A 25276-nucleotide genomic window follows, 5' to 3' on the forward strand; every position below is an offset into this window, starting at 1 on the left:
ATTGTGGGCGCATCCCCGATCCATGACATCTTTGTCATCGGCGGTGGAATCAACGGCTGCGGCATTGCCCGCGATGCGGTTGGGCGCGGCTTTTCGGTCTTCCTTGCCGAAATGAACGATCTGGCCAGTGGAACTTCTTCCGGCTCGACCAAACTGATCCATGGTGGCCTGCGCTATCTCGAATTCTACGAATTCCGCCTGGTGCGCGAGGCGCTGATGGAGCGCGAAATTCTCTGGAAGAACGCGCCGCACATCATCTGGCCGATGCGCTTCGTGCTGCCTTATGCCAAGGGCCTGCGCCCGGCCTGGCTGATCAGGCTCGGCCTGTTCCTTTACGATCACATTGGCGGGCGCAAATTGCTGCCGGCGACCAAGACGCTGGACATGGCAAAGGATCCGGCCGGCAAGCCGCTGAAGCCGTTATTTCGAAAGGCCTTCGAATATTCCGACGGCTGGGTCAACGATGCGCGACTGGTGTCGTTGAACGCCCGCGATGCTGCCGATCGCGGCGCAACGATCCGAACCCGCACGAAAGTCATCGGCGCACGCCGTGAAGGCGAGCTTTGGACGGTAAGGCTGGAAGACCTGCAGACCGGGAACACCGAGGAGATCAAGGCGCGGCTTTTGGTCAATGCCGCCGGTCCCTGGGTCGACCATGTGCTGTCCGCAACGGTCGGCTTGAACGACGTGCACAATGTCCGGCTGGTACAGGGCAGCCATATCGTCATCGGCAAGAAATTCGACGATCCGCGCGCCTATTTCTTCCAGAACAAGGATGGCCGCATCATCTTTGCTATTCCCTATGAAGACGAGTTCACGCTGATCGGCACCACGGACCAGGACTATTCTGGCGACCCTCGTGAGGTGAAGATCAGCGATGCCGAGATCGATTACTTGTGTGCCGCGGCGAGCGAATATTTCGCGCAACCAGTCAAGCGTTCGGACATCGTCTGGACTTATTCGGCCGTGCGCCCGCTTTATGACGACGGCGCCTCGAAGGCGCAGGAGGCGACCCGCGACTATGTGCTGAAGACCGATGGCGGCGAGGGCATGGCGCCGATCATCAACACCTTTGGCGGCAAGATCACCACCTATCGCCGGCTGTCGGAATCGATGCTGGAGAAGATCGAAGGTTTTCTCGGCAAGCGCGGCAAGCCGTGGACCGCAAACGCGTCGCTACCGGGTGGCGATTTCCCGGCCGGCGGCTTCGACGCCGAAGTGGCGAAACTGAAAACGGCCTATCCGTTCCTCGATGCGCGTCTGGCGCGACGCCTGACCCGGCTTTACGGAACTCGCGCAAGGATGCTGCTGGGCCTCGCCAGATCGAATGCCGACCTTGGCCGCAACTTCGGCGCCGATCTCTACGAGGCCGAGGTGCGCTACCTCGTTCAAAATGAATGGGCGATGACGGCCGAAGATGTATTGTGGCGCAGGACCAAGCGCGGCCTGCATCTGAGCCGCGAGCAGGCGGCAGCGCTCGACGAATTCATGCGCGGGATAAGCCGGCGCCATGTAGCGGCTGCCGAATAGTGATGCAGAAAGCCTGGGAGGAGGCATCATGCTGGAATTGAGAAACGTGACGAAGACGGTCGCCGCGACGGAGCATATACGCGACGTGTCGCTGACGCTTCAGCACGGCTCGCTCAACGTCCTTCTCGGACCGACGCTTTCCGGCAAGACCAGCCTGATGCGGTTGATGGCCGGCCTTGATGTTCCAACATCCGGTTCGGTTTGGTTCGATGGCAAGGATGTCACCGGCATCCCGGTGCAGAAGCGCAACGTCGCCATGGTCTACCAGCAGTTCATCAATTATCCGGCGATGACCGTCTACGAGAACATCGCCTCGCCGCTGAGGGTGGCCGGCACCGATCGGGCGAAGATCGACAAGGAGGTGCGCAATGCCGCCGCGCTGCTCAAGCTGACGCCCTTTCTCGAGCGCACGCCGCTCAGCCTTTCGGGCGGCCAGCAGCAGCGCACGGCGCTAGCGCGCGCCATCGTCAAGAACGCCAGCCTCGTGCTGCTCGACGAGCCGCTCGCCAATCTCGACTATAAGCTGCGCGAGGAGCTGCGCGCGGAATTGCCCAGGATATTCGCGGCGACCGGCACCATTTTCGTCTACGCTACGACGGAGCCGCACGAAGCCTTGCTGCTCGGCGGCAACACGGCGACGCTTTCCGAGGGCCGCATCACCCAGTTCGGCCCGACGATCGACGTCTTCCGCAGACCGAACGACCTCGTCACGGCCAAGACGTTCGCCGACCCGCCGCTCAACACGATCGTGCTGAAGAAGAGCGGCTCAAGCTTCCTTCTTGATGGTGGGGTGAACCTCCCCGTGCCGGCTGAACTCGCCGGTATTGCCGATACGAGTTACACGATCGGCTTTCAGCCCCACCATCTCTCTCTTACCCGGCCGAGCCCGTCGGCGGTTCCGGTGAGAGCCAAGGTCTCGGTCACCGAGATCACCGGTTCCGAAAGTTTTGTGCATCTCGACTTCGCCGATGTCCGCTGGGTGATGCTGGAGCACGGCATCCTGGTGTTCGAGCCCGACCAGACCATCGAGGTGTTCATCGATCCGCGCCACATCATGGTTTTCGACGCGAACGGCCGCTCGGCCGCGCCGCCACAAATGCTGGCGGCTTGAGGGAGGAGGGCACATGGCGCGCATCGACTGCAACCACATCCGCCACGCCTACGGACCGCATCCGAAGTCGGACAAGGACTATGCGCTGAAGGAGGTGCATCACACCTTCGAGGACGGCGGCGCCTATGCGCTGCTCGGGCCATCGGGCTGCGGCAAGACCACGCTGCTCAACATCATTTCCGGCCTGTTGTACCCGTCGCATGGCGAGCTTCTGTTCGACGGCAAGGACGTGACCAATCTGTCGACGCAGGAGCGCAATATCGCGCAGGTGTTCCAGTTCCCGGTCATCTACGACACCATGACCGTCTACGACAATCTGGCCTTCCCGCTGCGCAATCGCGGCGTTCCGGAACCCGACGTCGACCGCAAGGTGCGCGAAACGCTTGAGATGACGGGGTTGGCCGATATGGCCCGGAGAAAGGCGCGGGGGCTGACCGCCGACCAAAAACAGAAGATCTCGCTCGGACGCGGGCTGGTGCGCTCCGATGTCAACGCGATCCTGTTCGACGAGCCGCTGACCGTTATCGACCCGCATATGAAATGGGTGCTGCGCTCGCAGCTGAAGCAGCTGCACAGACGCTTCGGTTTCACCATGATCTATGTCACCCACGACCAGACCGAGGCGCTCACCTTCGCCGAAAACGTCGTCGTCATGTATGAGGGCGAGATCGTGCAGATCGGCTCTCCAGCCGAGTTGTTCGAGCGCCCCAAACATACATTCGTCGGCTATTTCATCGGCTCCCCGGGCATGAACGTCATGCCGGTCGCGGTCGAAGGCAGGAGCGCGCGGCTCGGCAGCCAGACGATCGAATTGCCGGGCACGCCCAAGGCTGGAACCACAGGCGCGATCGAACTCGGCATCCGCCCCGAATATGTCAGGCTTGGCGCCACCGGTATGCCGGTTTCAATCAGGAAGGTCGAGGATATCGGCCGCCATAAGGTGGTACGCGCCAGTTTCGAAGGCCGTGACATCGCGGCGATCGTCGGCGAGGACGAAGACATTCCCGCCGATCCGAAGATCGCGTTCGACCCGGCCGGCATCAACCTCTATGCCGATTCCTGGCGCGTCGAGATGGGAGGCTGAGCATGGAAAGGACCTGGAACAACAAGGCCTGGTTCATGGTGCTGCCGGTGCTTCTGCTGGTGGCGTTCTCGGCAATCATCCCGCTGATGACGGTCGTGAATTATTCGGTGCAGGACACTTTCGGCAACAACGTCTTCTTCTGGGCGGGCTCGGAATGGTTCGAGGAAATCCTGCATTCCGACCGTTTTTGGGAAGCGATGGCCCGCAACCTGGCCTTCTCGGCCATCATCCTCATCATCGAGATTCCGCTCGGCATCTTCATTGCGCTCAACATGCCGAAGAAGGGCTGGGGCGTGCCGGTCTGCCTGGTGCTGATGGCGCTGCCGCTGCTCATTCCTTGGAACGTCGTCGGCACGATCTGGCAAGTGTTCGGCCGCGTCGATATCGGCCTGCTCGGATATACGCTGCGGGCGCTCGGCTTCAACTACAACTATGTCAACGACCCGTTCGACGCCTGGGTCACCGTCATCGTCATGGACGTCTGGCACTGGACCAGCCTCGTGGTCTTGCTCTGCTACGCAGGGTTGGTCTCGATCCCCGACGCCTATTACCAGGCAGCCAAGATCGATGGGGCGTCGCGCTGGGCGATCTTCCGCTACATTCAGCTGCCGAAGATGAACCGCGTGCTGCTAATCGCGGTTCTGCTGCGCTTCATGGACAGTTTCATGATCTACACCGAGCCGTTCGTCGTCACCGGCGGCGGACCCGGCAATACCACCACTTTCCTGTCGATCGATCTGGTGAAGCTGGCCATCGGCGAGTTCAACCTCGGTGAGGCCGCGGCGATGTCGATCGTCTATTTCTTGATCATCATGCTCCTGTCCTGGGTGTTCTACACCGTCATGACAGCCTACGACGCGGAGCAGTGAGATGGCGCGCCTCGAGGAAACCACGGCCGACGGACGAACGCTGATGCGGCAAACCCCCGCTACCGCGGAAGCGCAGGCGGCGAACGCCGCGCTGGCTCGCAAGATGCGGCGGCGGGGCGAGGAGTCGCGGTTCTGGTGGCTGGTGCCAACGATTTACATCATCTTCCTGATGTTGCCGATCTACTGGCTGGTCAATATGAGCTTCAAGACCAACCAGGAGATCCTCGGCGCCTTCTCGCTGTGGCCGAGAAACCCGACGATTGCCAACTACATGGTGATCTTCACCGACCCGTCCTGGTACAAGGGTTACATCAACTCGATCATCTATGTGGTTATGAACACGGTGATTTCCGTCGCCGTGGCGCTTCCGGCAGCCTATGCCTTCTCGCGCTACCGCTTCCTCGGCGACAAGCACCTGTTCTTCTGGCTCTTGACCAACCGCATGGCGCCGCCGGCGGTGTTCGCGCTGCCGTTCTTCCAGCTCTATTCGGCGTTTGGGCTGATCGACACGCACATCGCGGTGGCGCTGGCGCACTGCCTGTTCAACGTGCCGCTGGCGGTCTGGATTCTGGAAGGCTTCATGTCGGGCGTGCCGAAGGAAATCGACGAGACCGCCTATATCGACGGCTATTCCTTCCCGCGCTTCTTCCTCAAGATATTCATGCCGCTGATCGCGAGCGGAGTTGGCGTGGCGGCCTTCTTCTGCTTCATGTTCTCGTGGGTCGAGCTGCTGATCGCACGAACCTTGACCACGACCGCCGCCAAGCCGATCGCCGCGATCATGACGCGCACGGTCTCGGCCTCGGGACTCGATTGGGGTGTGCTGGCCGCGGCCGGCGTGCTCACCATCCTTCCGGGCGCGCTCGTGATCTGGTTCGTACGCAACTATATCGCCAAGGGCTTTGCCCTGGGGAGGGTGTGATGGAGCAGATCGGAAGAGACCCACGGACGGCCTGGTTGTGGGCGGCGCTGTTTCTTGCTTTGGTTGTCGCGGCCTGGGTGGCGCTCCAAATCGATTTCGTGGCAATAACGGTGGGTTTCAGCGATCCGGCCAATATCCGCCTGTGGGGATTTAACCTCTCGTCCAACCTCAATTTTTCGTGGATGGCGTGGACGTGGCCAACGGCGACGTTCTTTACCACCATCTTTGTGCTGCTCTGCGGCATGGCGATCTGGGAGTACGTCTCGCCGGGCGGCAATCCGCGGGTTGGCGTGCTGCGCTTCGAGACGACGCGCGGCGACCGTCTCTTCCTATCGCTGCTCGGCAGCGCCTTTATCCATCTCGCTTGGCTGGGTCTTGTCGGACCCAACCTGTGGTGGGCTCTCGCTCTCTCCGTGGTCTACGCCATCGGCGTGTTCCGCTACGTATAGAGGGGGAAACTGTTGGAGCGGCCGCGTGCCGGCGTCTGCTCCGATCGAACTTGAAAAATGAAACAGTGGAGGAAACACATGAAACGGCAATTTTTGACATCGACGACTGCGCTTGTCCTGTTGCTCGGGGCGGGCAACGCCTATGCCGGAATGGACGAGGCCAAGGCGTTTCTCGACGCCGAGATCAAGGATATGTCGACGCTCGATCGCGCTGCCCAGGAAGCCGAGATGCAATGGTTCATCGATGCCGCAAAACCCTTTGCGGGCTTGGACATCAAGGTCGTCTCGGAAACCATCACGACGCACGAGTATGAATCGAAGACGCTGGCCAAGGCGTTCGCCGACATTACCGGCATCAAGATCACCCATGATCTGATTGGCGAAGGCGACGTCGTCGAGAAGCTGCAGACGCAGATGCAGTCAGGCGAAAACGTCTACGACGCCTATGTCAACGACTCAGACCTGATCGGCACCCATTGGCGCTACCAGCAGGCGCGCAGCCTGACCGACTGGATGGCGAACGAGGGCAAGGACGTCACCAACCCGAACCTCGACCTCGCCGACTTCATCGGCACCAAGTTCACGACGGCTCCGGACGGCGACCTTTACCAGCTGCCCGACCAGCAGTTCGCGAACCTCTACTGGTTCCGCTACGACTGGTTCAACGACGAGAAGAACAAGGCCGATTTCAAGGCGAAGTACGGCTACGACCTCGGCGTGCCGGTCAACTGGTCGGCCTATGAGGACATCGCCGAATTCTTTACCGGCCGCGAGATCGACGGCAAGAAGGTCTACGGCCATATGGACTACGGCAAGAAGGACCCGTCGCTCGGCTGGCGCTTCACCGATGCGTGGCTTTCGATGGCCGGCAATGGCGACAAGGGGCTGCCGAACGGTATTCCGGTCGATGAATGGGGCATCAAGGTCGACGAGAAGTCGCGGCCGGTCGGCTCCTGCGTGGCCCGGGGCGGCGACACCAACGGTCCGGCGTCGGTCTATGCCATCCAGAAATATCTCGACTGGATGAAGGCCTACGCTCCGGCCGCGGCCCAGGGCATGACCTTCTCGGAATCCGGGCCGGTTCCGGCGCAGGGCGAAATTGCCCAGCAGATGTTCATGTACACGGCCTTCACCGCCGACATGGTGAAGGACGGCCTTCCCGTCGTGAACGAGGACGGTACGCCGAAATGGCGCTTCGCTCCCTCGCCGCACGGCGTCTACTGGAAGGACGGCATGAAGCTCGGCTACCAGGACGTGGGTTCGTGGACGCTCCTCAAGTCGACGCCTGACGACCGCGCCAAGGCAGCCTGGCTCTACGCGCAGTTCGTCACCTCGAAGACAGTCGACGTGAAGAAAAGTCATGTCGGCCTGACGCTGATCCGCGAGAGCACGATCCAGCACAAGAGCTTCACGGACCGCGCGCCGAAGCTCGGCGGCCTGATCGAGTTCTACCGCTCGCCGGCCCGCGTCCAGTGGTCGCCGACGGGTACGAACGTTCCTGACTATCCGAAGCTGGCACAGCTTTGGTGGCAGGCGATCGGCGATGCCTCGTCGGGTGCCAAAACCCCGCAGGAGGCGATGGACTCGCTCTGCGCCGAGCAGGAAAAGGTGCTTGAGCGCCTTGAGCGCGCCGGCGTGCAGGGCGACATCGGACCGAAACTCGCCGAGGAAAAGACCCTCGAAGAGTGGAACGCCGATGCCGTCGCCAAGGGCAACCTCGCGCCGCAGCTGAAGATCGAGCCGGAGAAGGACAAGGCGCAGACCATCAACTACGACGAACTGGTCAAGAGCTGGAGCAATTAAGCATCGGTCCGGGCGTCCGCGCCCGCATCGCAACAATCGGGGGAGGCGGCAGCTTGCCGTCTCCCCTGTTTGCGCCGAGGGGAATGGAAATGAGCAGCTTTATCCTTGCAATCGACCAGGGAACGACATCGAGCCGGGCGATCTTGTTCGATCCCGAAATGAAGGTCGTAGGCAGCGGACAGAAGGAATTCACCCAGTATTATCCGGCCTCCGGTTGGGTCGAGCACGATCCCGAGGAAATCTGGTCGAGCGTCGTGGCGACGGTGAAGGCCGCGCTGAAGAGCGCCGGTCGCGATGCGTCGGATGTCGCGGCAATCGGCATCACCAACCAGCGCGAGACCGTCGTCATCTGGGACAGGGCGACCGGCAAGCCGATCCACAACGCGATTGTCTGGCAGGACCGCCGCACCGCGCCGCTGTGCCAGAAATTGAAGAAGCAGGGGCTGGAGAAGAAGTTCACCAGAAAGACCGGCTTGCTGCTGGATCCCTATTTCTCCGGCACCAAGATCGCCTGGATGCTGGACAAGGTGAAGGGCGCCAGAAAACGCGCCGAGAAGGGCGAATTGCTGGCCGGCACCATCGACAGTTTTTTGATCTGGCGGCTGACCGCCGGCAAGGTTCATGCGACCGATGCCACCAATGCCTCGCGCACGCTGGTCTACAACATCGAAAAGAACGTCTGGGACGACGAGCTGCTGACCATTCTGCGCATACCGGCAAGAATGCTGCCGCAGGTGAAGGATTGTGCCGACGACTATGGAATGACAGAGAAAAGCCTATTCGGCGCAGAGATAAAAATCCTCGGCGTGGCCGGCGACCAGCACGCGGCGGCCATCGGGCAGGCCTGTTTCCAGCCGGGCATGATGAAATCCACCTATGGCACCGGTTGTTTCGCGCTGCTCAACACCGGCAGCGATCTGGTGCGCTCGAAGAACCGGTTGTTGACGACCATTGCCTACAGGCTGAACGGCAAGACCACCTATGCGCTGGAAGGGTCGATCTTCATCGCCGGCGCTGCGGTGCAGTGGCTGCGCGACGGCATCAAGGTGATCGGCAAGGCCGAGCAGAGCGGCGTGCTAGCTGCAACGGCGGACCCGACCCAGAATGTCTACCTGGTGCCGGCTTTCGTCGGGCTTGGCGCGCCGCACTGGGACGCCGACGCACGCGGTGCTATCTTCGGGTTGACCCGCAATTCGGGTCCGGCGGAATTTGCCAGCGCCGCACTGGAATCCGTTGCCTTCCAGACCCGCGACCTGCTCGACGCCATGCGCAAGGACTGGAAGGGCGCGGCAGCGAAGACCGTTCTCAGGGTCGATGGTGGCATGGTGGCCTCCGACTGGACGATGCAGCGGCTGGCCGACATCCTCGATGCGCCGGTCGACCGTCCAACGATTCTCGAGACGACCGCGCTCGGCGCGGCATGGCTGGCCGGCTCGAAGGCGGGCGTCTGGCCGAAGGCGAGGGACTTCGCCAGAAGCTGGGCGCTTGAACGGCGGTTCAAGCCGGACATGGATGCGTCCGCCCGTATTGCCAAGTTGGCGGGCTGGCGCGATGCTGTGCGCAGGACGCTGAGCGTGCAGTAAACACGCAGTAGGAAGGGTGGAGCCCTCAGGTTCGCACCTCGTTTGAATAAGGTGGGCGGCGGTACCTACGAAAACCGCATAATCCCAGTTCGTGGCGGTCCCATGACACATCCCGATTGGTATCTTGATTGGCGCGATGAGGCCTTCCACCAACTACAAATGAAGAATGCGCGCTTGCAGGATGATTTTCGCCTCGCTAGCTGGCCCCGTTACGACTGCGATTTTGAGGCTGGAAAGCTTCTTTTCTCGGGACAAGGCGTTGTTAAGGTAGTCGCCGAGATCCAGATTGCCGGCTCTACGAGCGCCACAGCTGGTAACTGGCTCTGGGCTTGGGCAAATTCAAACTGGCCTCGCGAACTCGTTAGGGACGGGCAGTTGGCTCGATCTTTCGGTGAGAAACACGGCATCGACGAACTGGCTCAGGCCTACGTGAAGGACGATGACCTGAACGGCCTCGGCTGGGAATTGACCTCGGCAATGGTTCGGATTTGCGACTCTTGCGGAGCTTACCGTCCGCCTCGCGACGAAGGTGGAGGTGTGTATCTGATCTTCAGGAGCATCAGTTGGGCGAGCTGATCACAATGCCGGCGCTCCCAGCTATTCTGGAGACCATGGCAGCCTTGACTGTCGTCGCCCAGAAGAGAGCCCGCGCCGTTGCCGACGCAGGCTCTCATCAACCCTTACTTAACTCAGCCCAGGCTTTCTCAATACGGCGAATAGCACTGCCGGCGCGGGCCGTTGTAAGGCTGGTACGTGTTGTCATAAGCCCGGTAGGATCTATAGCGGTTGTAGCACCACTCCGTGTGCGAATCGCCTCGATAGACGCGGCGGCTCTGGTTGTTGACGATCGCGCCGGTGATCAGCGCGCCAGTGGCGAAAGCAGCCAGCGGGAACCAATAGTCGCCGTGACGGCGATAGCCGCGACGATAACTGCGGTAGCCGCGATGGCCGCGCCAATACCTGCCGTCGTCACGCGAGAAACGACGAAAATCGCGGCGGGAAAAATCGCGATCGCGGTTGAAACTACGCCTCCACCGCCTGTGGTCGACAGTCTGGACATCCGACGAAACGTTCTGACCTAGCGGCACGTAGGTGGGCTGGGCGTTGACGGGCACGATCTCCGCTACAGCGAATGACGCTGACAGCGCGGTCGCCAGCAGGCCCGACATGATCCTGTTCATGATCTTCTCCTTGAAAGCGTCGTCCCTTGTAGCGACAAAAACGGGCAGGTTGCGCAATTGTTCCCGCGAAAATCGCAAGGCGCTGATTTGTAATGCGTCTCGGCTTTCCTGCGAGACAGCCAGCCCTGCCATGCCGAAGCGGTTGCGAGGCGTCACGAGACCGCGAAAACTCCGGCTCGCGCACCCGCTTTTTCCGGTTGACCGGTCGAGACACTCTCCCTATGTTCCGCGCAATTTCGAGGGCGGCATTCTGAGCCCGCGAGAGCGCGTAGCTCAGCCGGTAGAGCAACTGACTTTTAATCAGTAGGTCCAGGGTTCGAATCCCTGCGCGCTCACCATTGTTTCATCGAAAATTCAATTACTTGTCCGATGGAGCGAAGTCAGAACCTATGCGGCTGCAAAAGCCCCGTTGCGCCCCTGTTCGGGCGTCAGATGGCTAGCCGCCGAAAGACGATAGCAGAACGGCATCTCTTAGCCGCCCGTGCCATCATCCATCATTGTCTCGGTCAGCGCCTCATAGGCCATGCTGCATAGCTGAGAACGCGGACAACCTTTTACAATGAGCACTGGAGCCACTGTGAGAATCGCGGCGACCAGGATTTGCAGGCAAAGATTGAGGGCTCCCGTCTTCTTGCCGAACAACCCGGTCAAGAAAAAGTACAGACCTTGGGCCATACAGGCTGCTGTCAGGGTGCCCAGAAGGGTTCTGGTCGCTCTAGCGAAGGGCGATATATACCCATCCGGAAAACCCAGCATGCTAAGATCCCTAGACCATTGCAGGGCCAGCACAACGCTCAGCCCCGCCCAAAGAAGAGCGGTCGCACGAGTGAACAGCGCCCGCTTTTGCCTATCGGTCATGGGATCACTGCCACGTCAGACGCGACCGGCAACAGGCGAATGAGGCGAGCATCGGGGCGGGTTCTCACAAGAATCTTGTGCTGAGACATCCAGAAAACTTCGATTACACCAGCGAGACATTGCCGCCTGCATGTCGCTCCAGCCGGCCGGCGAGATCCAGTTCCAACAGCACCATGAAAACCTGGGCCGGATGCAGTCCGGTGTGGCGGATGATCTCGTCGATCGCTACGGGCGTCGGGCCGAGGGCTTCGACGACGCGGGCGCGGTCGTCCTCGCCGGGCGGCGGCGTTGCCGAAAAGTCGGGCGGCTCGCCAAGCGGCGCCGTCCTTGGTGCCAGTGCGCCGACCAGCGGGGCGATCGCACTGGTGATGTCCGATGCCTCAGTGACCAGGGTGGCGCCGTCCTTGAGCAGAGCGTTGGTGCCGGCGGCGCGCGGATCGAGCGGCGAGCCGGGGACGGCGAAGACCAACCGGCCCATCTCGCCGGCAAGCCTGGCGCTGATCAGCGAGCCGGAGCGTTGCGCCGCTTCGACCACGACCAGCCCCAATGCGGCGCCGGCGACAAGGCGGTTGCGGCGCGGAAAATCCTGGGCGCGCGGCTGCCAGCCGAACGGCATTTCCGAAATGATGGCGCCACCGCGCTCGGCAATCTCCTCGCACAGGCCGGCATTCTCGGGCGGGTAGGGTAGGTCGAGGCCGCCGGCCAACACTCCGATCGTGCCTGACGCAAGGCTGCCCTGATGGGCTGCCGTGTCGATGCCGCGCGCCAGACCGGAGACGATGCCGTAGCCGTTGCGGCCGAGTTCCGCGGCGAGCGTTCGCGCCATCTTGATGCCGGCCAGCGAGGCGTTGCGGGCGCCGACGATGGCAATCGCCGGCAGCCGGAACACCGCGCCTTCGCCCTTGATCGCGAGCAGCGGCGGCGGATGGTCCATGCTTTTCATCAGCGGCGGATAGTCGGCCTCGCCAATGCCGACAAAACGGGCGCCGGCCCGGCGGGCCGTCTCCAGCTCCGCCTCGGCCTCGGCAATCGACGGGATGCGGACGATCTTCCTGGCGCCGCCCGAAATCATCAGCTCAGGCAGCATCTCGAGCGCCGTCTCGGCCGAGCCAAAGCGGTTGATCAGGTCACGAAAGGTAGCCGGGCCGACATTCGGCGTGCGGATCAAGCGAAGCCAGCTCAGCCGCTGCCGGTCGCTGAGCCGCGGCCCGGCGGCGCGCTGGCTCACTCCCTGGCCCCGATCTTGCCCTCGGCACCAGCCAGCAGCCGTGCAATGTTGGCCCGGTGTTTTACGATGACGATCAGGCTCATCAGCGCGAACAGCCCGGCAACCTCAGGCGTGCCGAGGACATAGAGTGCGATCGGCACGACGACTGCAGCGGTCAGCGCCGCCAGCGAGGAGAAGCGAAACAGGAAAGCAACGGCCAGCCAGACGACGGCGAAGATCAGCGCCACCTGCCAGGCAAGGGCGATCAGCACGCCGAGATAGGTGGCGACACCCTTGCCGCCCTTGAAGCCGAGCCAGACCGGAAAGAGATGGCCGAGGAAGGCGCCGAGGCCGGCCCAGAGCCCGAGCTCCGGTGCAAAGCGACTGGCGATCAGCACGGCCGCCGCGCCTTTCAGCGCGTCGAGCAACAGCGTGGCGGCGGCCAGGCCCTTGTTGCCGGTGCGCAGCACATTGGTGGCGCCGATATTGCCTGAGCCGATGTTGCGGACGTCGCCAAGGCCGGCGGCTCGGGTGATCAGGAGCCCGAACGGGATCGATCCGAGCAGATAGCCGAACACCAGCGCCAAGACGATGCCGTAAGCCATTGTTCCCCCAGATATGCCCTAGGCTGAAAACACTGTGCGGCCCGCCACCATCGTTTGCAAGACCTTGCCCTGCAGCCGCGCGCCTTCGAAACAGGTGTTTTTCGAGCGCGAACGGATGCCGCTTTCGCTGACGATCCATGGTTCGTCCAGATCGACAAGCGCTAGATCGGCCGGCGCACCCGGCTTCAGCGTGCCGCCGGGCAGGCCGAACAATCTTGCCGGCGCAGTGGATAACGTCTCGACCAATCTAAGCAGCGTCACATCGCCATTGTGATAGAGCCGCAAAGCCGCGCTCAGTAGCGTTTCCAGCCCGATGGCGCCGGCCGCAGCGTCGGCGAAAGGCAGGCGCTTGGTGTCGACGTCCTGCGGGTCGTGCGAGGAGACGATGATGTCGATCGTGCCGTCCTTGACCGCCTCGATCATCGCCAGCCGGTCTTCCTCGGCGCGCAGCGGCGGCGTCAGCCGGAAGAAGGTGCGGTACTCCCCGACATCGTTCTCGTTGAGCGACAGATTGTGGATCGACACGCCCGACGTGACATTCGCGCCGTCGGCTTTCGCCCGCGTTACCGCGTTTGCCGCCATGGCCGTCGAGATCTTGGCCGCGTGATAGGCGCCGCCGGTCAGCCGCGCCAGCGCAAGGTCGCGCTCCAGCGGGATGGACTCGGCTTCTCGCGGAATCCCGGCAAGGCCGAGCCAGCTTGCATAGAGGCCTTCATTCATGACGCCTGAGGAGGCGAGGTCGGCGTCTTGGGTTTCATGCGCGATTACACCGCCGAAATCGCGCGCATAGGTCAGCGCGCGGCGCATCACCAACGCGCTTGATATGGTGTGCCGACCCTCGGTGAAGGCGACCGCGCCGGCCTCGCGCAGCAGGCCGAACTCGGTCATTTCGCGGCCTTCGAGATCCTTGGTGATCGCCGCCGCCGGAAAGATATTGACGATGGCCGTATCCTTGGCGGTACGCAGCACGAATTCGACCAGCGCGACATTGTCGATCACCGGATCGGTGTCGGGCATCATGACGATCGAAGTAACGCCGCCGGCGGCGGCCGCCACGCTGGCCGAAGCGATGGTTTCGCGGTGTTCGCCGCCCGGTTCGCCGATGAAGACGCGCGCATCGATCAGGCCGGGGATAACAGCCTTGCCGGCGCAGTCGATGACGGCAGCACCTTGCGGAGCGCCCTGGTTGAGCGCCGTTTTTCCGGCAGCGACAATCTTGCGGCCCTCGACAATGACCGTGCCGACCTCGTCGATGCCGCGCGACGGATCGATGATGCGGGCCCGGCTGAAGACCGTTGCGCTCATCAGGCACTCTCGCGATTGCGGCGGGGATCGAGCAGCGCTTCCATCACCGCCATACGCACGGCGACACCCATCTCCACCTGTTCCTGGATGACGCTCTGCGGACCGTCGGCGATTTCCGAGGCAATCTCGACGCCGCGGTTCATCGGGCCGGGATGCATGACCAGCGCGCCGTCCTTGGCCGCCTTTAGCTTTTCGGCGTCGAGCCCGAAATAGCGGAAATATTCGCGCACCGATGGCACGAAGGCGCCTTCCATCCGCTCGCGCTGCAGGCGCAGCATCATCACCACATCCGCATCCTTGAGCCCTTCGGCCATCGAGCGGGTGACGATCACGCCCATTTTCTCAATGCCGGCGGGCAGAAGCGTCGACGGCGCAACCACGCGGACCTGCGCGCCGAGCGCGTTGAGCAGCATGATATTGGAGCGGGCTACCCGCGAATGCAGGATGTCGCCGCAGATCGCCACGATCAGCTTCGACAGCGGGCCCCTGGCGCGGCGGATGGTCAGCGCGTCGAGCAGCGCCTGCGTCGGGTGCTCATGGGCGCCGTCGCCGGCATTGATCACCGAGCAGCCGACCTTTTGCGCCAGCAGAGCCGCAGCGCCCGCGGACTGGTGACGGATGATCAATATGTCGGGACGCATGGCGTTCAGCGTCATCGCGGTGTCGATCAGCGTCTCGCCCTTCTTGACCGAAGAACTGGCCACCGACATGTTCATGACGTCGGCGCCGAGCCGCTTTCCAGCCAGCTCGAACGACGATTGCGTGCGGGTCGAGGCTTCGTAGAAGAGGTTGATCTGGGTGCGGCCGCGCAGCGTCGAGGTTTTCTTCTCCGACTGCCGCGAGATCGCGACCGCCCGATCCGCCCGGTCCAGCAAAAGCTCGATATCGGCGGGGGAAAGATCGCGGATGCCCAGAAGATGGCGGTGGGGATAAAGTGGCAGGGACGAAGCGTCAGTCATCTCAAGGCGCTGCTATAGGGTGGAGGACCTTTGGCTGCAAGCACCAGCTTTGGATTGCCGCCTTTCTCCCCGGTATTTTCGTCGCGCGCGTTGCGTGGCTTGGGCTATATCTAGCTGATGGCTTCGGATTCGTGGCCTTGTGATGATAAGGGCCTTTCTGCCGATAGAAGGTCTGCCGATAGAAGGATTGGGCGTGACCGACGACGTGACGAACCAGCCGCCACCGCTGGCAGGCGGCAACGCCTGGCGGGGCGATCCGTTGCTGATCCAACTTGCCGAGCGTTTTTCGGATCCGGTGCGCAGGGACCTCGATGGGCTTGGTCGCTTCGTGCTGACGCCGGAGGCGCAGGAACTGGCCCGCCTCGCCAATGTCGAGACGCCGAATCTCAAGACCCACGACCGGCAGGGCCGGCGCATCGACCTGATCGAATTCCATCCGGCCTATCATGCGCTGATGCGCCGGTCGGTGGCGAACGGGCTGCATTCGTCGGTCTGGGAAAATGGCGATACCGAGATCGGCCGCCGTCATCAGGTGCGCGCCGCCCGTTTCTATCTGACGGCCGAGCTCGAAACTGGGCATCTCTGTCCCATCACCATGACCAGCGCGTCGCTGGCAGCGCTGATGGCCAACCCAAAACTGTTTCGCGAATGGGCGCCCAGGGTAACGACGCGAAAATACGACCAGAGCCAGAAGCCGCCGGTCGAAAAAACCGGGCTGACGCTCGGCATGGGCATGACCGAGAAGCAGGGCGGCACCGATGTGCGTGCCAACGTCACCCGGGCCGAGCGCGTCGGCAGCGGTTTCTATCGGCTGACCGGCCACAAATGGTTCATGTCGGCGCCGATGTCGGATGCGTTCCTGGTGCTTGGACAAGCGCCGGAAGGGCTTTCGTGCTTTCTCGTCCCCCGCATTCTCGGCGACGGTTCGAGCAATGGCTTCCGCTTCCAGCGGCTGAAGGACAAGCTCGGCAACCGCTCCAACGCATCGTCCGAGGTGGAGTTCGTCAATGCCATCGGCGAGATGATCGGCGAGCCCGGGGCGGGTGTGAAGACGATCATGGACATGGTGACGCTGACCCGGCTCGACTGCGCGATCGCTTCGTCGGCGATCATGCGTGCCGGGCTGGCCGAGGCCGTCCACCACGCCCGCCACCGCCAGGTGTTTGGAACCAATCTTATCGAACAGCCGCTGATGCAGCGCGTGCTGGCCGACATGGCGCTCGACGTCGCTGCCGCCACCGCGCTATCATTTCGGTTGGCGCGCTCCTTCGACGAGGCGGCCAGCGACCGTGGTGAGGCGGCGTTTGCCCGCGCCATGACGCCCGTCGTCAAATACTGGGTTTGTAAGATCGCACCGCCGTTGCTCTACGAAGCGATGGAGTGTCTCGGCGGCAATGGCTATGTCGAGGAGGGACCGCTCGCCCGCTACTATCGCGAAGCTCCGGTCAACGCGATCTGGGAGGGGTCCGGCAATGTGATGGCACTCGACGTGCTGCGTGTGCTGGGGCGTGCACCCGGCCTGTTCGAGGACGTGCTGGCCGGCATCGACCGCGATCTCGGCGCCGGCGGACGCGGCACCGTCGGTGTGCTCAAGGCGGCAATGCAGGTCGCGGCAACCGATGAGGGCTCGGCCCGTCTGCTTACCGAGCAACTGGCGCTTTCGGCGGCAGCGGCGGAGCTGCGCCGGCTGGGGGCAGGACGGATCGCCGACGCCTTCGTCGAGACGCGCCTCGCCGGCCAGTGGCGCAACACGTACGGCATGCTCGATTCGCGCCATGACGCGCGCATGATCATCGACACGCTCTATCCGCCGGTCACCTGAGAAGAGATTTCGGGGAGGTTTCTCGCCATCTATCGCGCCGCTGTGGATGACCGTTAACCTTAACAAATGGTTTCCATTGCAGTGGCAAGCCGCAAAGCCCACTGTCCTGTTTACCGAAGCAGGAACGCCATGCGGTACATGTTGAGCTCCTTTCTGGCCTTGCACTGGGCGGTCGTTTTCGCCCTGCTGGCGTTGATCTGCATCGACGGCAATCGCGGCATCGCGGCAGCGTTAGCTGTGCTCGGCGTTGCCGCCCAGAACACCCGCTTCATAGACCTCGAAAACGCCGCCGTTGTGGCACCGCTTGCCGTAGCGCTGCTCGTCGTTGCAGTGCTGTTTTGCTGGGCCTTTGTCGAGACTCTGATCAGCGACCCGACGGATCCGGACGGCAAAGACAGCGTCGTGCGGGTCGCCTTCATCTCCGCCTCCGGCGTGCTGTCGCTGATCGTGGTCGCCGGCGCCGCGCAAGGCATCAACGGGCTGTTCATGGCCGTCGCCGTACAGCTGGCGGCACTGCTGGCCTCCTACGTCGCCATGCTCGCAGAGCGGCGATCGGCCTTTGCCGCAGCGGTTTCGGACACCGGCGAAATCCGTGCCGCCGCGCATGTGATGGCGAAGGCCGCCGCGCACAACTCGTCGCTCTCGCGTATTTCCGGCCGGCCCGGCACGAACTTGAGGCCGGACACGAATTTCAGGCCCGACTTCAGGCCCGACACGAACTTCAGGCCCGACACAAACTTCAGGGATGGCCGCTGATGCGCACTTTGTTCGCCCTGTGGGCGACCCCACTCGTTCTGTTCTGGGGCTGGTTCTTCCTGTCGCTCAACAACATCAATTTTGGCTATGTCATGCTGAGCCGCCCATTGCATGACCTCGTCTTCCAGCTCTATGGGGAGATGCTTGGCATCGATCCGGCGGTCATACCCGGCATGGTGGCAAGGGCCTGCATCCTCGACAGTCTGCTGCTCGTAGCGTTTTGGGCGTTTCGCCGCCGCCGGGTGATCGGCGGCTGGTTGAGGACGATGCGGGACCGCTATTTCGACCAGACATCGACGCCGAGCGCCTGAAGCCGGTCGAGAACGCCCTGCAGAATAAAGGCCGCCGCGGCGGAATCGATCTTGCCGGCGCGTTTGCGGCGCGAAAAATCCATCTCGATCAATGTCCGCTCGGCCGCCACCGTCGACAGTCGCTCGTCCCACAAGACGAAGGGCAGGTCGCTCACACCTGCCATGTTGCGGACGAAAGCGCGGGATTTCTGGGCGCGCGGGCCTTCCGACCCGTCCATGTTGATCGGCAGGCCGAGGACCACCGCCCCGACATTCTCTTTCTGCAGCAAAGCGAGCAGTTCTGCGGCGTCCAGCGAGAATTTCCTGCGCATGATGACCGGGCGCGGATGGGCGAAGGCAAAGCTCCGGTCGGAAACCGCCACGCCAATCGTCTTGTCTCCGAGGTCGAGGCCGGCCAGCGTCTTGCCGCCGCTAAGTCGCGCCGGCAACTCTTCGATGGTGATGATGCTCAACGGCTTTTCCTTTGACCACGATGCCGCACGTCCTATACGCGCAAACCATGCCGTTGGACCTTTAATTTCGCCGTCGGTGTTCTATCCTCTACCGCAGCAAAAATCGAGGAAGGCATTGATGAAACTGACCTGGTACGGACATTCGGCATTCCGCATCGAAACCGAAGGCGCGACAATCCTCATCGACCCTTATCTGGTCGGCAATCCGTCATGGACAGGCGGCTGGGAAGGGCCGGCCGAAGGGGTCACGCACGTGTTGTTGACGCATGGCCATAGCGACCACATCAGCGGCGCGGTCGAAGTGCTTGGGAAAAGCGGCGCGATGCTGGTCGCCAATTTCGAGATCTGCATGTATCTGGTCGGCAAGGGCGTCAGCGACAAGAAGATCAATCCCGGCAATATCGGCGGCACCGTCGATTGCGGCGGCTTCACCACCACTTTCGTCCAGGCTTTGCATTCATCGTCCTTTCCGGGCGAGGGCGGGCAGAACACCTATCTCGGCAATCCGGGCGGGCTCGTCCTGCACTTCCCCGAGGACAAGACGCTCTACCACATGGGCGACACAGACATCTTTTCCGACATGGCGCTGATCAACGAGCTGCATGAACCGAAGATCGGTATCGTACCAGTCGGCGATCGCTTCACCATGGGTGGCGCGGTGGCAGCCCTTGCCTGCCGACGCTTCTTTCAGTTCGAGACTGTCATTCCCGCTCATTTCGGCACATTTCCGATGATCGACCAGAACGCCGACAAGTTCGTGGCCGGGCTGGACGGATCGGGTGTGAAAGTGGCGTTGCCGGAGATTGGCGGGACGATCACTTTGTAGAGGATGACCTTGCACGGGTTGCAGGGGCCGCTACGGCGGCAGCTAGTTTCTCCGCAACAGTGCTGCCATAGCTGAATCGCGGCCAAGGACGACGCGCGGCGCGTGACGATGCATGTTGCGCGCCACGCGCCGCGCCGCTATAGCGCGGACTGGTTTTCCCGAGGCACAAATAAACATGTCCGTTGATGTCAAGACTGTGAAGCGCGTCGCGCGTCTCGCCCGCATTGCGGTGAGCGAGGAGGATGCCGAGCGCATGACCGGCGAGTTGAATGCTATTCTTGGCTTTGTCGAGCAGTTGAATGAGGTCGACGTTTCCGGCGTCGAGCCGATGACTTCGGTGATCCCGATGGAGATGAAGAAGCGCCAGGACCTCGTCACCGACGGCAGCAAGGCGACCGACATCGTCGCCAACGCGCCGGCCACCGAAGAGAATTTTTTCCTCGTTCCGAAGGTCGTGGAGTAGCGGCCGATGGCAATCGAGATCGCCATCGAGACGCCGCTGCAGGACGATGTGCGCGGGCTGGTCAGGGAGCTCAACGACACGCTGCTGGAATTGACGCCGCCGGAGCACTGCTACCACATGACAGTCGAGCAGATGGCCGACAACGACACAACAGTCTTTATCGCTCGCGATACCGGCCTTGCCATCGGCTGCGGCGCGCTGAAACGCCACGATGGCGCCGTCGGCGAGGTCAAGCGCATGTACACGCGGCCTTCGCATCGCGGGCAGAAGATCGGCGCAAAGATCGTCGAGCAGGTCGAGGCGCTGGCGCGCAATGAAGGGCTGAAGCGTCTGGTGCTGGAGACGGGCGACCGTCATCCGGCTGCATGGACCGTCTATGAACGCGCCGGGTTTTCGCGCTGCGGCCCGGTGCTGGACTATCCTGATACCGAGTGGTCGGTGTTTTACGAAAAGAGCCTTGCCTGATGAGCGACCTGACCCACCTGACGATTTCGCAGGCCCGCGCCAAGCTGCGCGCCAAGGAAATCACCGCAACCGAGATCACCGAAGCCTATCTCCAGGCGATTGAACGAGCCAATCCGGCGCTCAACGCCTATGTCGTCGTTACCGAGGACAAGGCGCGCGACATGGCCAAGGCCTCGGACGCGAAATTGGCGAAGGGCGAGGGCGGTTCGCTCGAAGGCATTCCGCTCGGCATCAAGGACCTGTTCGGCACCGAAGGCATTCACACCCAGGCCTGCAGCCATGTGCTGGATGGTTTCAAGCCACACTACGAATCGACCGTCACCGCCAATCTGTGGACCGATGGCGCTGTCATGCTCGGCAAGCTCAACATGGATGAGTTCGCCATGGGCTCGTCAAACGAGACCTCCTACTACGGTCCCGTCGTCAATCCGTGGCGGCGGTCGCGCGTGGACACGGTGGTAATGCCGACCACGCATCAGGGCGATGGCGGCTTCGTCTCGTCCGGCGGCACCAGGACCGCGCGCACGCTGGACAACGCCCAGCTTGTGCCGGGCGGCTCGTCGGGCGGCTCGGCTTCAGCGGTTTCCGCGTTTCTCTGTGCCGGCGCCACTGCCACCGACACCGGCGGCTCGATCCGGCAGCCAGCCGCCTTTACCGGCACGGTCGGCATCAAGCCGACCTACGGCCGCTGCTCGCGCTGGGGCATCGTCGCCTTCGCCTCGTCGCTCGACCAGGCTGGACCGATCGCGCGCGATGTGCGTGACGCCGCGATCCTCTTGAAATCCATGGCCTCGGTCGATCCGAAGGACACCACCTCGGTTGACCGGCCAGTGCCGGACTACGAGGCCGCGATCGGCAAGCCGGTCAAGGGTATGAAGGTTGGCATTCCCAGGGAATACCGCGTTGACGGCATGCCTGAGGAGATCGAGGCGCTGTGGCAGAAGGGCATTGCCTGGCTGAAAGATGCCGGGGCCGAGATCGTCGACATTTCGCTTCCGCATACCAAATATGCACTGCCGGCCTATTATATCGTTGCGCCCGCCGAAGCCTCGTCGAACCTCGCCCGCTATGACGGCGTCCGCTACGGGTTGCGCGTGCCGGGTAAGGACATCGTCGACATGTACGAGAAGACCCGCGCCGCCGGCTTCGGCCGCGAGGTCAAGCGCCGCATCATGATCGGCACCTATGTGCTCTCCGCCGGCTACTACGATGCCTACTATTTGCAGGCGCAGAAGGTACGAAACCTCATCAAGCGGGATTTCGAAAATGCGTTCGCGGCTGGCGTCGACGTCATTCTGACGCCGGCGACGCCGTCGGCAGCCTTCGGCATCGCCGACGAGGACATGGCCGCCGATCCGGTCAAGATGTATCTCAACGACATCTTCACGGTCACGGTGAACATGGCCGGACTGCCGGGCATCGCCGTGCCCGCGGGGCTTGACGCCAAGGGCCTGCCGCTCGGCCTGCAACTCATCGGCCGGCCTTTCGACGAGGAAACTCTGTTCCAGACCGCCCATGTCATCGAACAGGCGGCGGGTACGTTCCAGCCGGAAAAGTGGTGGTAGTGTCGTCTCCCATCTGAGGGGTGAGGGATGTTCTACTATCTTTCCAAGGTATTCTGGTTCCTCGCCCAGCCTCTGACTCTGTCGATTATCCTGCTGTTGGCCGGACTGCTTGCGGCAATAGTTGGCTGGCGGCGACTGGCGGCCACCGGCAGCATGCTCGCCTTGCTGATCCTTGGGCTCTCGGCCTGGACCTCACTTGGCGCAATGATGCTCAGTCCGCTGGAAGAGCGCTTTCCGCGCCCGCCGCTGCCGGAAAGGGTTGACGGCATCGTCGTGCTGGGTGGCGGCATGGAGGGCGCCATCAATTTCGTGCGTGGCGGCTATGAACTGAATGCCAGCGGCGATCGGATGGTCGAAGCGGCCGTGCTGGCACGGCATTTCCCGGCGGCGAAAGTCGTCATCTCAGGGGGCACCATCGCAATGATCGGCGAAGGCGAGGGCGATGCAGAAACAGCGCCGCGTCTACTCACTGCGCTTGGCGTGACGGCCGATCGGCTGATCCTCGAGAACAAATCCCGCAACACCTACGAGAACGCCATCTTCACCCGGGAATTGGTCACCCCGAAACCAGGCGAGACTTGGCTGCTGGTGACCTCGGCCTTTCATGTGCCGCGCGCCAAGGCGCTGTTCGACAAGGCTGGCTTTGCCACCGTTCCCTGGCCGGTCGATTACCGGACTACCGGCAAGGAAGGCATCGGCCTGTTCCGCGACGATCCCTTTGGTTCGCTGCAGACCACCACGACGGCGGTGCGTGAATGGATAGGGCTCGCCGCCTACTGGCTATTGGGCCGCATCGATCGGCTTTTCCCCGGACCGGATGCTGGCTCGGGCGGCTGACCGATCACGGCTTGCCGCGCCGCCGAGAAGAACTGGCGACGCACCAGAACCGCCAGCAACAGCAGCGTCGACAGTACGAACACCAGCGGGTCGACGAACCAGCCGAGATAACCGATCGAGAAGAACACGCCGCGCAGGCCGGAGTTGAAGTGTTTTCCGGCCAGCATGTTCATCCGCGCCGCCCGCCATACCGCCGTCTCGCTAGCCGGGTTGCGTGAAGCCTCGCCATACGGGATCGGCACCGCGCCGATCAGGATCGAGCAGTAGTTGAACAGCCGGTAGGCCCAGCCGAACTTGAAAAAGGAATAGGCCAGGATCAGCACCAATCCGAACACTTTCATCTGAAAGGCGGAGCGGGACGATGTCGCGCCGAGCGGCAGGTTACTCAGCACCGAAACAACCTGATCGGAGGCGCCGAGCAGGGCGAAACAGCCGCCGATCGCAATCAGCGAACTGGAAGCGAAGAAAGCGGTTCCCTGTTGAAGACCTGCCATGATGGCGGTGTCGACAATGCGGATCTCGCGTTCGGCCATGGTCCGCATCCAGGCTTCACGCTGGGTGTTCATCGCCATTGTCAGCGACATGCGGCTGACCAGCTTTCCGTCGGAGGCGAGCGTATGAAGCACCCACACGACAAGGAAGAAGGCCAGCGCCGCGAGATCAGCCGTCGATAGATGGAAGGAATCGCCCATGCGCCCCTTTTACCACAAGCCGCGGCGTCGCTTCGATGGCAGAACGCACGATGTCGCTGCAGGAGCAAACAAGGTCGGCAGGTGCAGCGCCGCGATCTTCGAAAGAGCGGAAACATCATGGGAATTCCTATATGTAATTTCAATAGGAGAGAGTGGCGCGTGTTCCTTTCGGTTTTCGACCTGTTCAAGATCGGCATTGGGCCATCGAGTTCGCACACGATGGGACCGATGACGGCTGCGCGGCGTTTTCTTGACGAGGTCGCGGGAGATGACTGGCCACGCCCGGCCGGCGCCAAGGTCGACCGCATCGCCGCCAGCTTGCACGGCTCGCTTGCCTATACCGGCATCGGCCATGGTTCCGATCGCGCCGTCGTGCTCGGACTTGCCGGCCAGACGCCGCAGAACGTGGATCCCGATCAGGCGAACGGCATCTTCGATCGTATCGCCGCCGACAAGCGGATTTCGCCCCCCGGCCATCCCTCCTATCGCTTCGACCCGGCAACCGATCTGGTGCTGGACCGCAAGACGCCGCTTTCCGGCCACGCCAATGGCATGGCTTTCTCCGCCTATGATGCCGACGATCGCCTGCTGCTCAAACGCATCTACTATTCGATCGGCGGCGGCTTTGTAGTTTCCGAGGAGGAACTGCAGCGGATGAAGGTGAAGGGCTCGGTGACGACGGAAGGCAAGAAGGTGCCATACCCCTTCAAGAACGCCGTCGAGATGCTGTCGATGGCGGCGAAGAGTGGCCTTTCGATCGCCGATATGAAGCGCGTCAACGAAGAGACGCAGATGTCGCGTGAGAAGCTCGATGCCGGCCTCGACGACATCTGGAGCGCCATGAAGAGCTGCATCGAGCGTGGACTGTCGCAGGACGGCATCATGCCGGGCGGACTGAAGGTGCGCCGCCGCGCGCGGCAATTGCATGACAAGCTGCAGGAGCAGTGGCGGCAGAACCGGCCCAATCCGTTGCTAGCCAACGACTGGTTGTCGATCTATGCCATGGCGGTAAACGAGGAGAACGCCGCCGGCGGGCGCGTCGTAACCGCGCCGACCAATGGTGCTGCGGGCACGCTGCCCGCGGTGCTGCGCTACTGGCTGCATTTCCATCCCGAAGCCGACCAGCCAAGCATCCGCGATTTCCTGCTGACTGCGGCGGCAATCGGCGGCATCATCAAGACCAATGCTTCGATCTCAGGCGCCGAGGTCGGCTGTCAGGGCGAGGTCGGTTCGGCCTCGGCTATGGCGGCGGCGGGGCTGTGCGCCGTCATGGGCGGCACGCCCGAGCAGGTCGAGAACGCCGCCGAGATCGCGCTCGAACATCATCTCGGCATGACCTGCGATCCGGTCGGCGGGCTGGTGCAGGTGCCTTGTATCGAGCGCAATGCGCTCGGCGCCGTCAAGGCTGTGACTGCCGCTTCGCTGGCCATCAAGGGCGACGGCGTTCACTTCGTGCCGCTCGATGCCGCGATCGAGACCATGCGCCAGACCGGCCTCGACATGAACGAGAAATACAAGGAAACCAGCCTCGGCGGGCTGGCCGTCAATATCGTGGAGTGCTGAGCCAACCTTGCCACTTTGGAGACGGGCACTGCAGAGACTGGCACTGTGGAGAAAGTCG

The 25276-nt window shown here is 62.6% G+C and carries 26 protein-coding genes and 1 tRNA gene; 19 read left to right on the top strand and 8 right to left on the bottom strand.

Annotated elements, in window-relative coordinates:
• Positions 1–3: 3 nt before the first annotated feature.
• The 9 genes from glpD to AC0L26_RS06910 all read left to right on the top strand — a co-directional run bounded on the left by glpD (position 4) and on the right by AC0L26_RS06910 (position 9927).
• Positions 4–1530, top strand: coding sequence for a glycerol-3-phosphate dehydrogenase (gene glpD / locus AC0L26_RS06870; RefSeq protein ID WP_473631869.1), 1527 nt, complete (start codon positions 4–6; stop codon positions 1528–1530).
• A gap of 28 nt (positions 1531–1558) precedes the next feature.
• Positions 1559–2641 (top strand): ABC transporter ATP-binding protein, encoded by a 1083-nt coding sequence (locus tag AC0L26_RS06875; RefSeq protein WP_473631870.1) that lies wholly within the window; start codon positions 1559–1561, stop codon positions 2639–2641.
• 13 nt (positions 2642–2654) lie between these two features.
• Positions 2655–3725, top strand: a complete 1071-nt coding sequence (locus AC0L26_RS06880; RefSeq protein ID WP_473631871.1) for an ABC transporter ATP-binding protein — start codon at positions 2655–2657, stop codon at positions 3723–3725.
• A gap of 2 nt (positions 3726–3727) precedes the next feature.
• A complete protein-coding gene (locus tag AC0L26_RS06885; RefSeq protein ID WP_473631872.1) occupies positions 3728–4594 on the top strand; it encodes a carbohydrate ABC transporter permease in 867 nt (288 codons plus the stop codon).
• Positions 4595–4637: 43 nt separating this feature from the next.
• Entirely contained in the window at positions 4638–5516 is an 879-nt protein-coding gene (locus AC0L26_RS06890) for a carbohydrate ABC transporter permease (protein WP_473632140.1), read from the top strand.
• A 182-nt stretch (positions 5517–5698) separates the two neighbouring features.
• Positions 5699–5965 (top strand): DUF2160 domain-containing protein, encoded by a 267-nt coding sequence (locus AC0L26_RS06895; protein ID WP_473632141.1) that lies wholly within the window; start codon positions 5699–5701, stop codon positions 5963–5965.
• Between the two features lie 78 nt (positions 5966–6043).
• On the top strand, positions 6044–7768 hold the full coding sequence (locus AC0L26_RS06900) for an ABC transporter substrate-binding protein (RefSeq protein ID WP_473631873.1): 1725 nt from the start codon (positions 6044–6046) through the stop codon (positions 7766–7768).
• A gap of 89 nt (positions 7769–7857) precedes the next feature.
• Positions 7858–9351: a glycerol kinase GlpK gene (gene glpK, locus AC0L26_RS06905; protein WP_473631874.1), complete on the top strand. Its 1494-nt coding sequence runs from the start codon at positions 7858–7860 to the stop codon at positions 9349–9351.
• 102 nt (positions 9352–9453) lie between these two features.
• Positions 9454–9927: a DUF6882 domain-containing protein gene (locus AC0L26_RS06910; protein WP_473631875.1), complete on the top strand. Its 474-nt coding sequence runs from the start codon at positions 9454–9456 to the stop codon at positions 9925–9927.
• Between the two features lie 128 nt (positions 9928–10055).
• Here AC0L26_RS06910 and AC0L26_RS06915 read toward each other — a convergent pair whose 3' ends face one another.
• A complete protein-coding gene (locus AC0L26_RS06915) occupies positions 10056–10532 on the bottom strand; it encodes a BA14K family protein (protein ID WP_352934552.1) in 477 nt (158 codons plus the stop codon).
• Positions 10533–10794: 262 nt separating this feature from the next.
• Between AC0L26_RS06915 and AC0L26_RS06920 the strand changes: the two genes are divergently transcribed.
• Positions 10795–10870 (top strand) — tRNA-Lys (locus AC0L26_RS06920).
• A gap of 133 nt (positions 10871–11003) precedes the next feature.
• Here AC0L26_RS06920 and AC0L26_RS06925 read toward each other — a convergent pair.
• The 5 genes from AC0L26_RS06925 to AC0L26_RS06945 all read right to left on the bottom strand — a co-directional run bounded on the left by AC0L26_RS06925 (position 11004) and on the right by AC0L26_RS06945 (position 15466).
• Positions 11004–11390: a hypothetical protein gene (locus tag AC0L26_RS06925; RefSeq protein ID WP_473631876.1), complete on the bottom strand. Its 387-nt coding sequence runs from the start codon at positions 11388–11390 to the stop codon at positions 11004–11006.
• A 103-nt stretch (positions 11391–11493) separates the two neighbouring features.
• Complete coding sequence (gene dprA, locus AC0L26_RS06930; protein ID WP_473631877.1) at positions 11494–12618, bottom strand: DNA-processing protein DprA; 1125 nt, start codon at positions 12616–12618, stop codon at positions 11494–11496.
• A complete protein-coding gene (gene plsY / locus AC0L26_RS06935) occupies positions 12615–13202 on the bottom strand; it encodes a glycerol-3-phosphate 1-O-acyltransferase PlsY (RefSeq protein ID WP_473631878.1) in 588 nt (195 codons plus the stop codon). The genes dprA and plsY overlap by 4 nt, the downstream gene beginning before the upstream one ends.
• Before the next feature lie 18 nt (positions 13203–13220).
• A complete protein-coding gene (locus AC0L26_RS06940; RefSeq protein ID WP_473631879.1) occupies positions 13221–14507 on the bottom strand; it encodes a dihydroorotase in 1287 nt (428 codons plus the stop codon).
• The gene (locus AC0L26_RS06945) at positions 14507–15466 is read right to left on the bottom strand and encodes an aspartate carbamoyltransferase catalytic subunit (RefSeq protein ID WP_473631880.1); all 960 of its coding nucleotides are present in this window, start codon (positions 15464–15466) and stop codon (positions 14507–14509) included. Before AC0L26_RS06945 ends, AC0L26_RS06940 begins: the two co-directional genes overlap by 1 nt.
• A 142-nt stretch (positions 15467–15608) precedes the next feature.
• Between AC0L26_RS06945 and AC0L26_RS06950 the strand changes: the two genes are divergently transcribed.
• The 3 genes from AC0L26_RS06950 (at position 15609) to AC0L26_RS06960 (ending at position 18355) form a co-directional block, all read left to right on the top strand.
• The gene (locus AC0L26_RS06950) at positions 15609–17288 is read left to right on the top strand and encodes a DNA alkylation response protein (protein ID WP_473632142.1); all 1680 of its coding nucleotides are present in this window, start codon (positions 15609–15611) and stop codon (positions 17286–17288) included.
• Between the two features lie 129 nt (positions 17289–17417).
• A complete protein-coding gene (locus AC0L26_RS06955) occupies positions 17418–18044 on the top strand; it encodes a hypothetical protein (RefSeq protein ID WP_473631882.1) in 627 nt (208 codons plus the stop codon).
• On the top strand, positions 18044–18355 hold the full coding sequence (locus AC0L26_RS06960; RefSeq protein ID WP_473631883.1) for a DUF6105 family protein: 312 nt from the start codon (positions 18044–18046) through the stop codon (positions 18353–18355). The genes AC0L26_RS06955 and AC0L26_RS06960 overlap by 1 nt, the downstream gene beginning before the upstream one ends.
• On the opposite strand, the gene ruvX is transcribed toward AC0L26_RS06960, so the two are convergent.
• The gene (ruvX, locus tag AC0L26_RS06965; RefSeq protein WP_473631884.1) at positions 18322–18807 is read right to left on the bottom strand and encodes a Holliday junction resolvase RuvX; all 486 of its coding nucleotides are present in this window, start codon (positions 18805–18807) and stop codon (positions 18322–18324) included. The genes AC0L26_RS06960 and ruvX overlap by 34 nt on opposite strands.
• Positions 18808–18925: 118 nt before the next feature.
• Between ruvX and AC0L26_RS06970 the strand changes: the two genes are divergently transcribed.
• The 5 genes from AC0L26_RS06970 (at position 18926) to AC0L26_RS06990 (ending at position 22963) form a co-directional block, all read left to right on the top strand.
• On the top strand, positions 18926–19633 hold the full coding sequence (locus AC0L26_RS06970) for a metal-dependent hydrolase (RefSeq protein WP_473631885.1): 708 nt from the start codon (positions 18926–18928) through the stop codon (positions 19631–19633).
• Between the two features lie 175 nt (positions 19634–19808).
• Entirely contained in the window at positions 19809–20096 is a 288-nt protein-coding gene (gatC, locus tag AC0L26_RS06975; protein WP_473631886.1) for an Asp-tRNA(Asn)/Glu-tRNA(Gln) amidotransferase subunit GatC, read from the top strand.
• Between the two features lie 6 nt (positions 20097–20102).
• Complete coding sequence (locus AC0L26_RS06980) at positions 20103–20561, top strand: GNAT family N-acetyltransferase (RefSeq protein ID WP_473631887.1); 459 nt, start codon at positions 20103–20105, stop codon at positions 20559–20561.
• Positions 20561–22126 (top strand): amidase, encoded by a 1566-nt coding sequence (locus tag AC0L26_RS06985; RefSeq protein ID WP_473631888.1) that lies wholly within the window; start codon positions 20561–20563, stop codon positions 22124–22126. The genes AC0L26_RS06980 and AC0L26_RS06985 overlap by 1 nt, the downstream gene beginning before the upstream one ends.
• Positions 22127–22153: 27 nt before the next feature.
• Positions 22154–22963, top strand: coding sequence for a YdcF family protein (locus AC0L26_RS06990; protein WP_473631889.1), 810 nt, complete (start codon positions 22154–22156; stop codon positions 22961–22963).
• Here the strand turns inward: AC0L26_RS06990 and AC0L26_RS06995 are convergent.
• Positions 22900–23655, bottom strand: a complete 756-nt coding sequence (locus tag AC0L26_RS06995) for a DUF599 domain-containing protein (protein WP_473631890.1) — start codon at positions 23653–23655, stop codon at positions 22900–22902. The genes AC0L26_RS06990 and AC0L26_RS06995 overlap by 64 nt on opposite strands.
• A gap of 159 nt (positions 23656–23814) precedes the next feature.
• On the opposite strand from AC0L26_RS06995, the gene AC0L26_RS07000 reads away from it, so the two are divergent.
• Complete coding sequence (locus AC0L26_RS07000) at positions 23815–25218, top strand: L-serine ammonia-lyase (RefSeq protein WP_473631891.1); 1404 nt, start codon at positions 23815–23817, stop codon at positions 25216–25218.
• Positions 25219–25276 lie beyond the last annotated feature (58 nt).

Source organism: Mesorhizobium sp. WSM4823 (genome assembly GCF_055811195.1).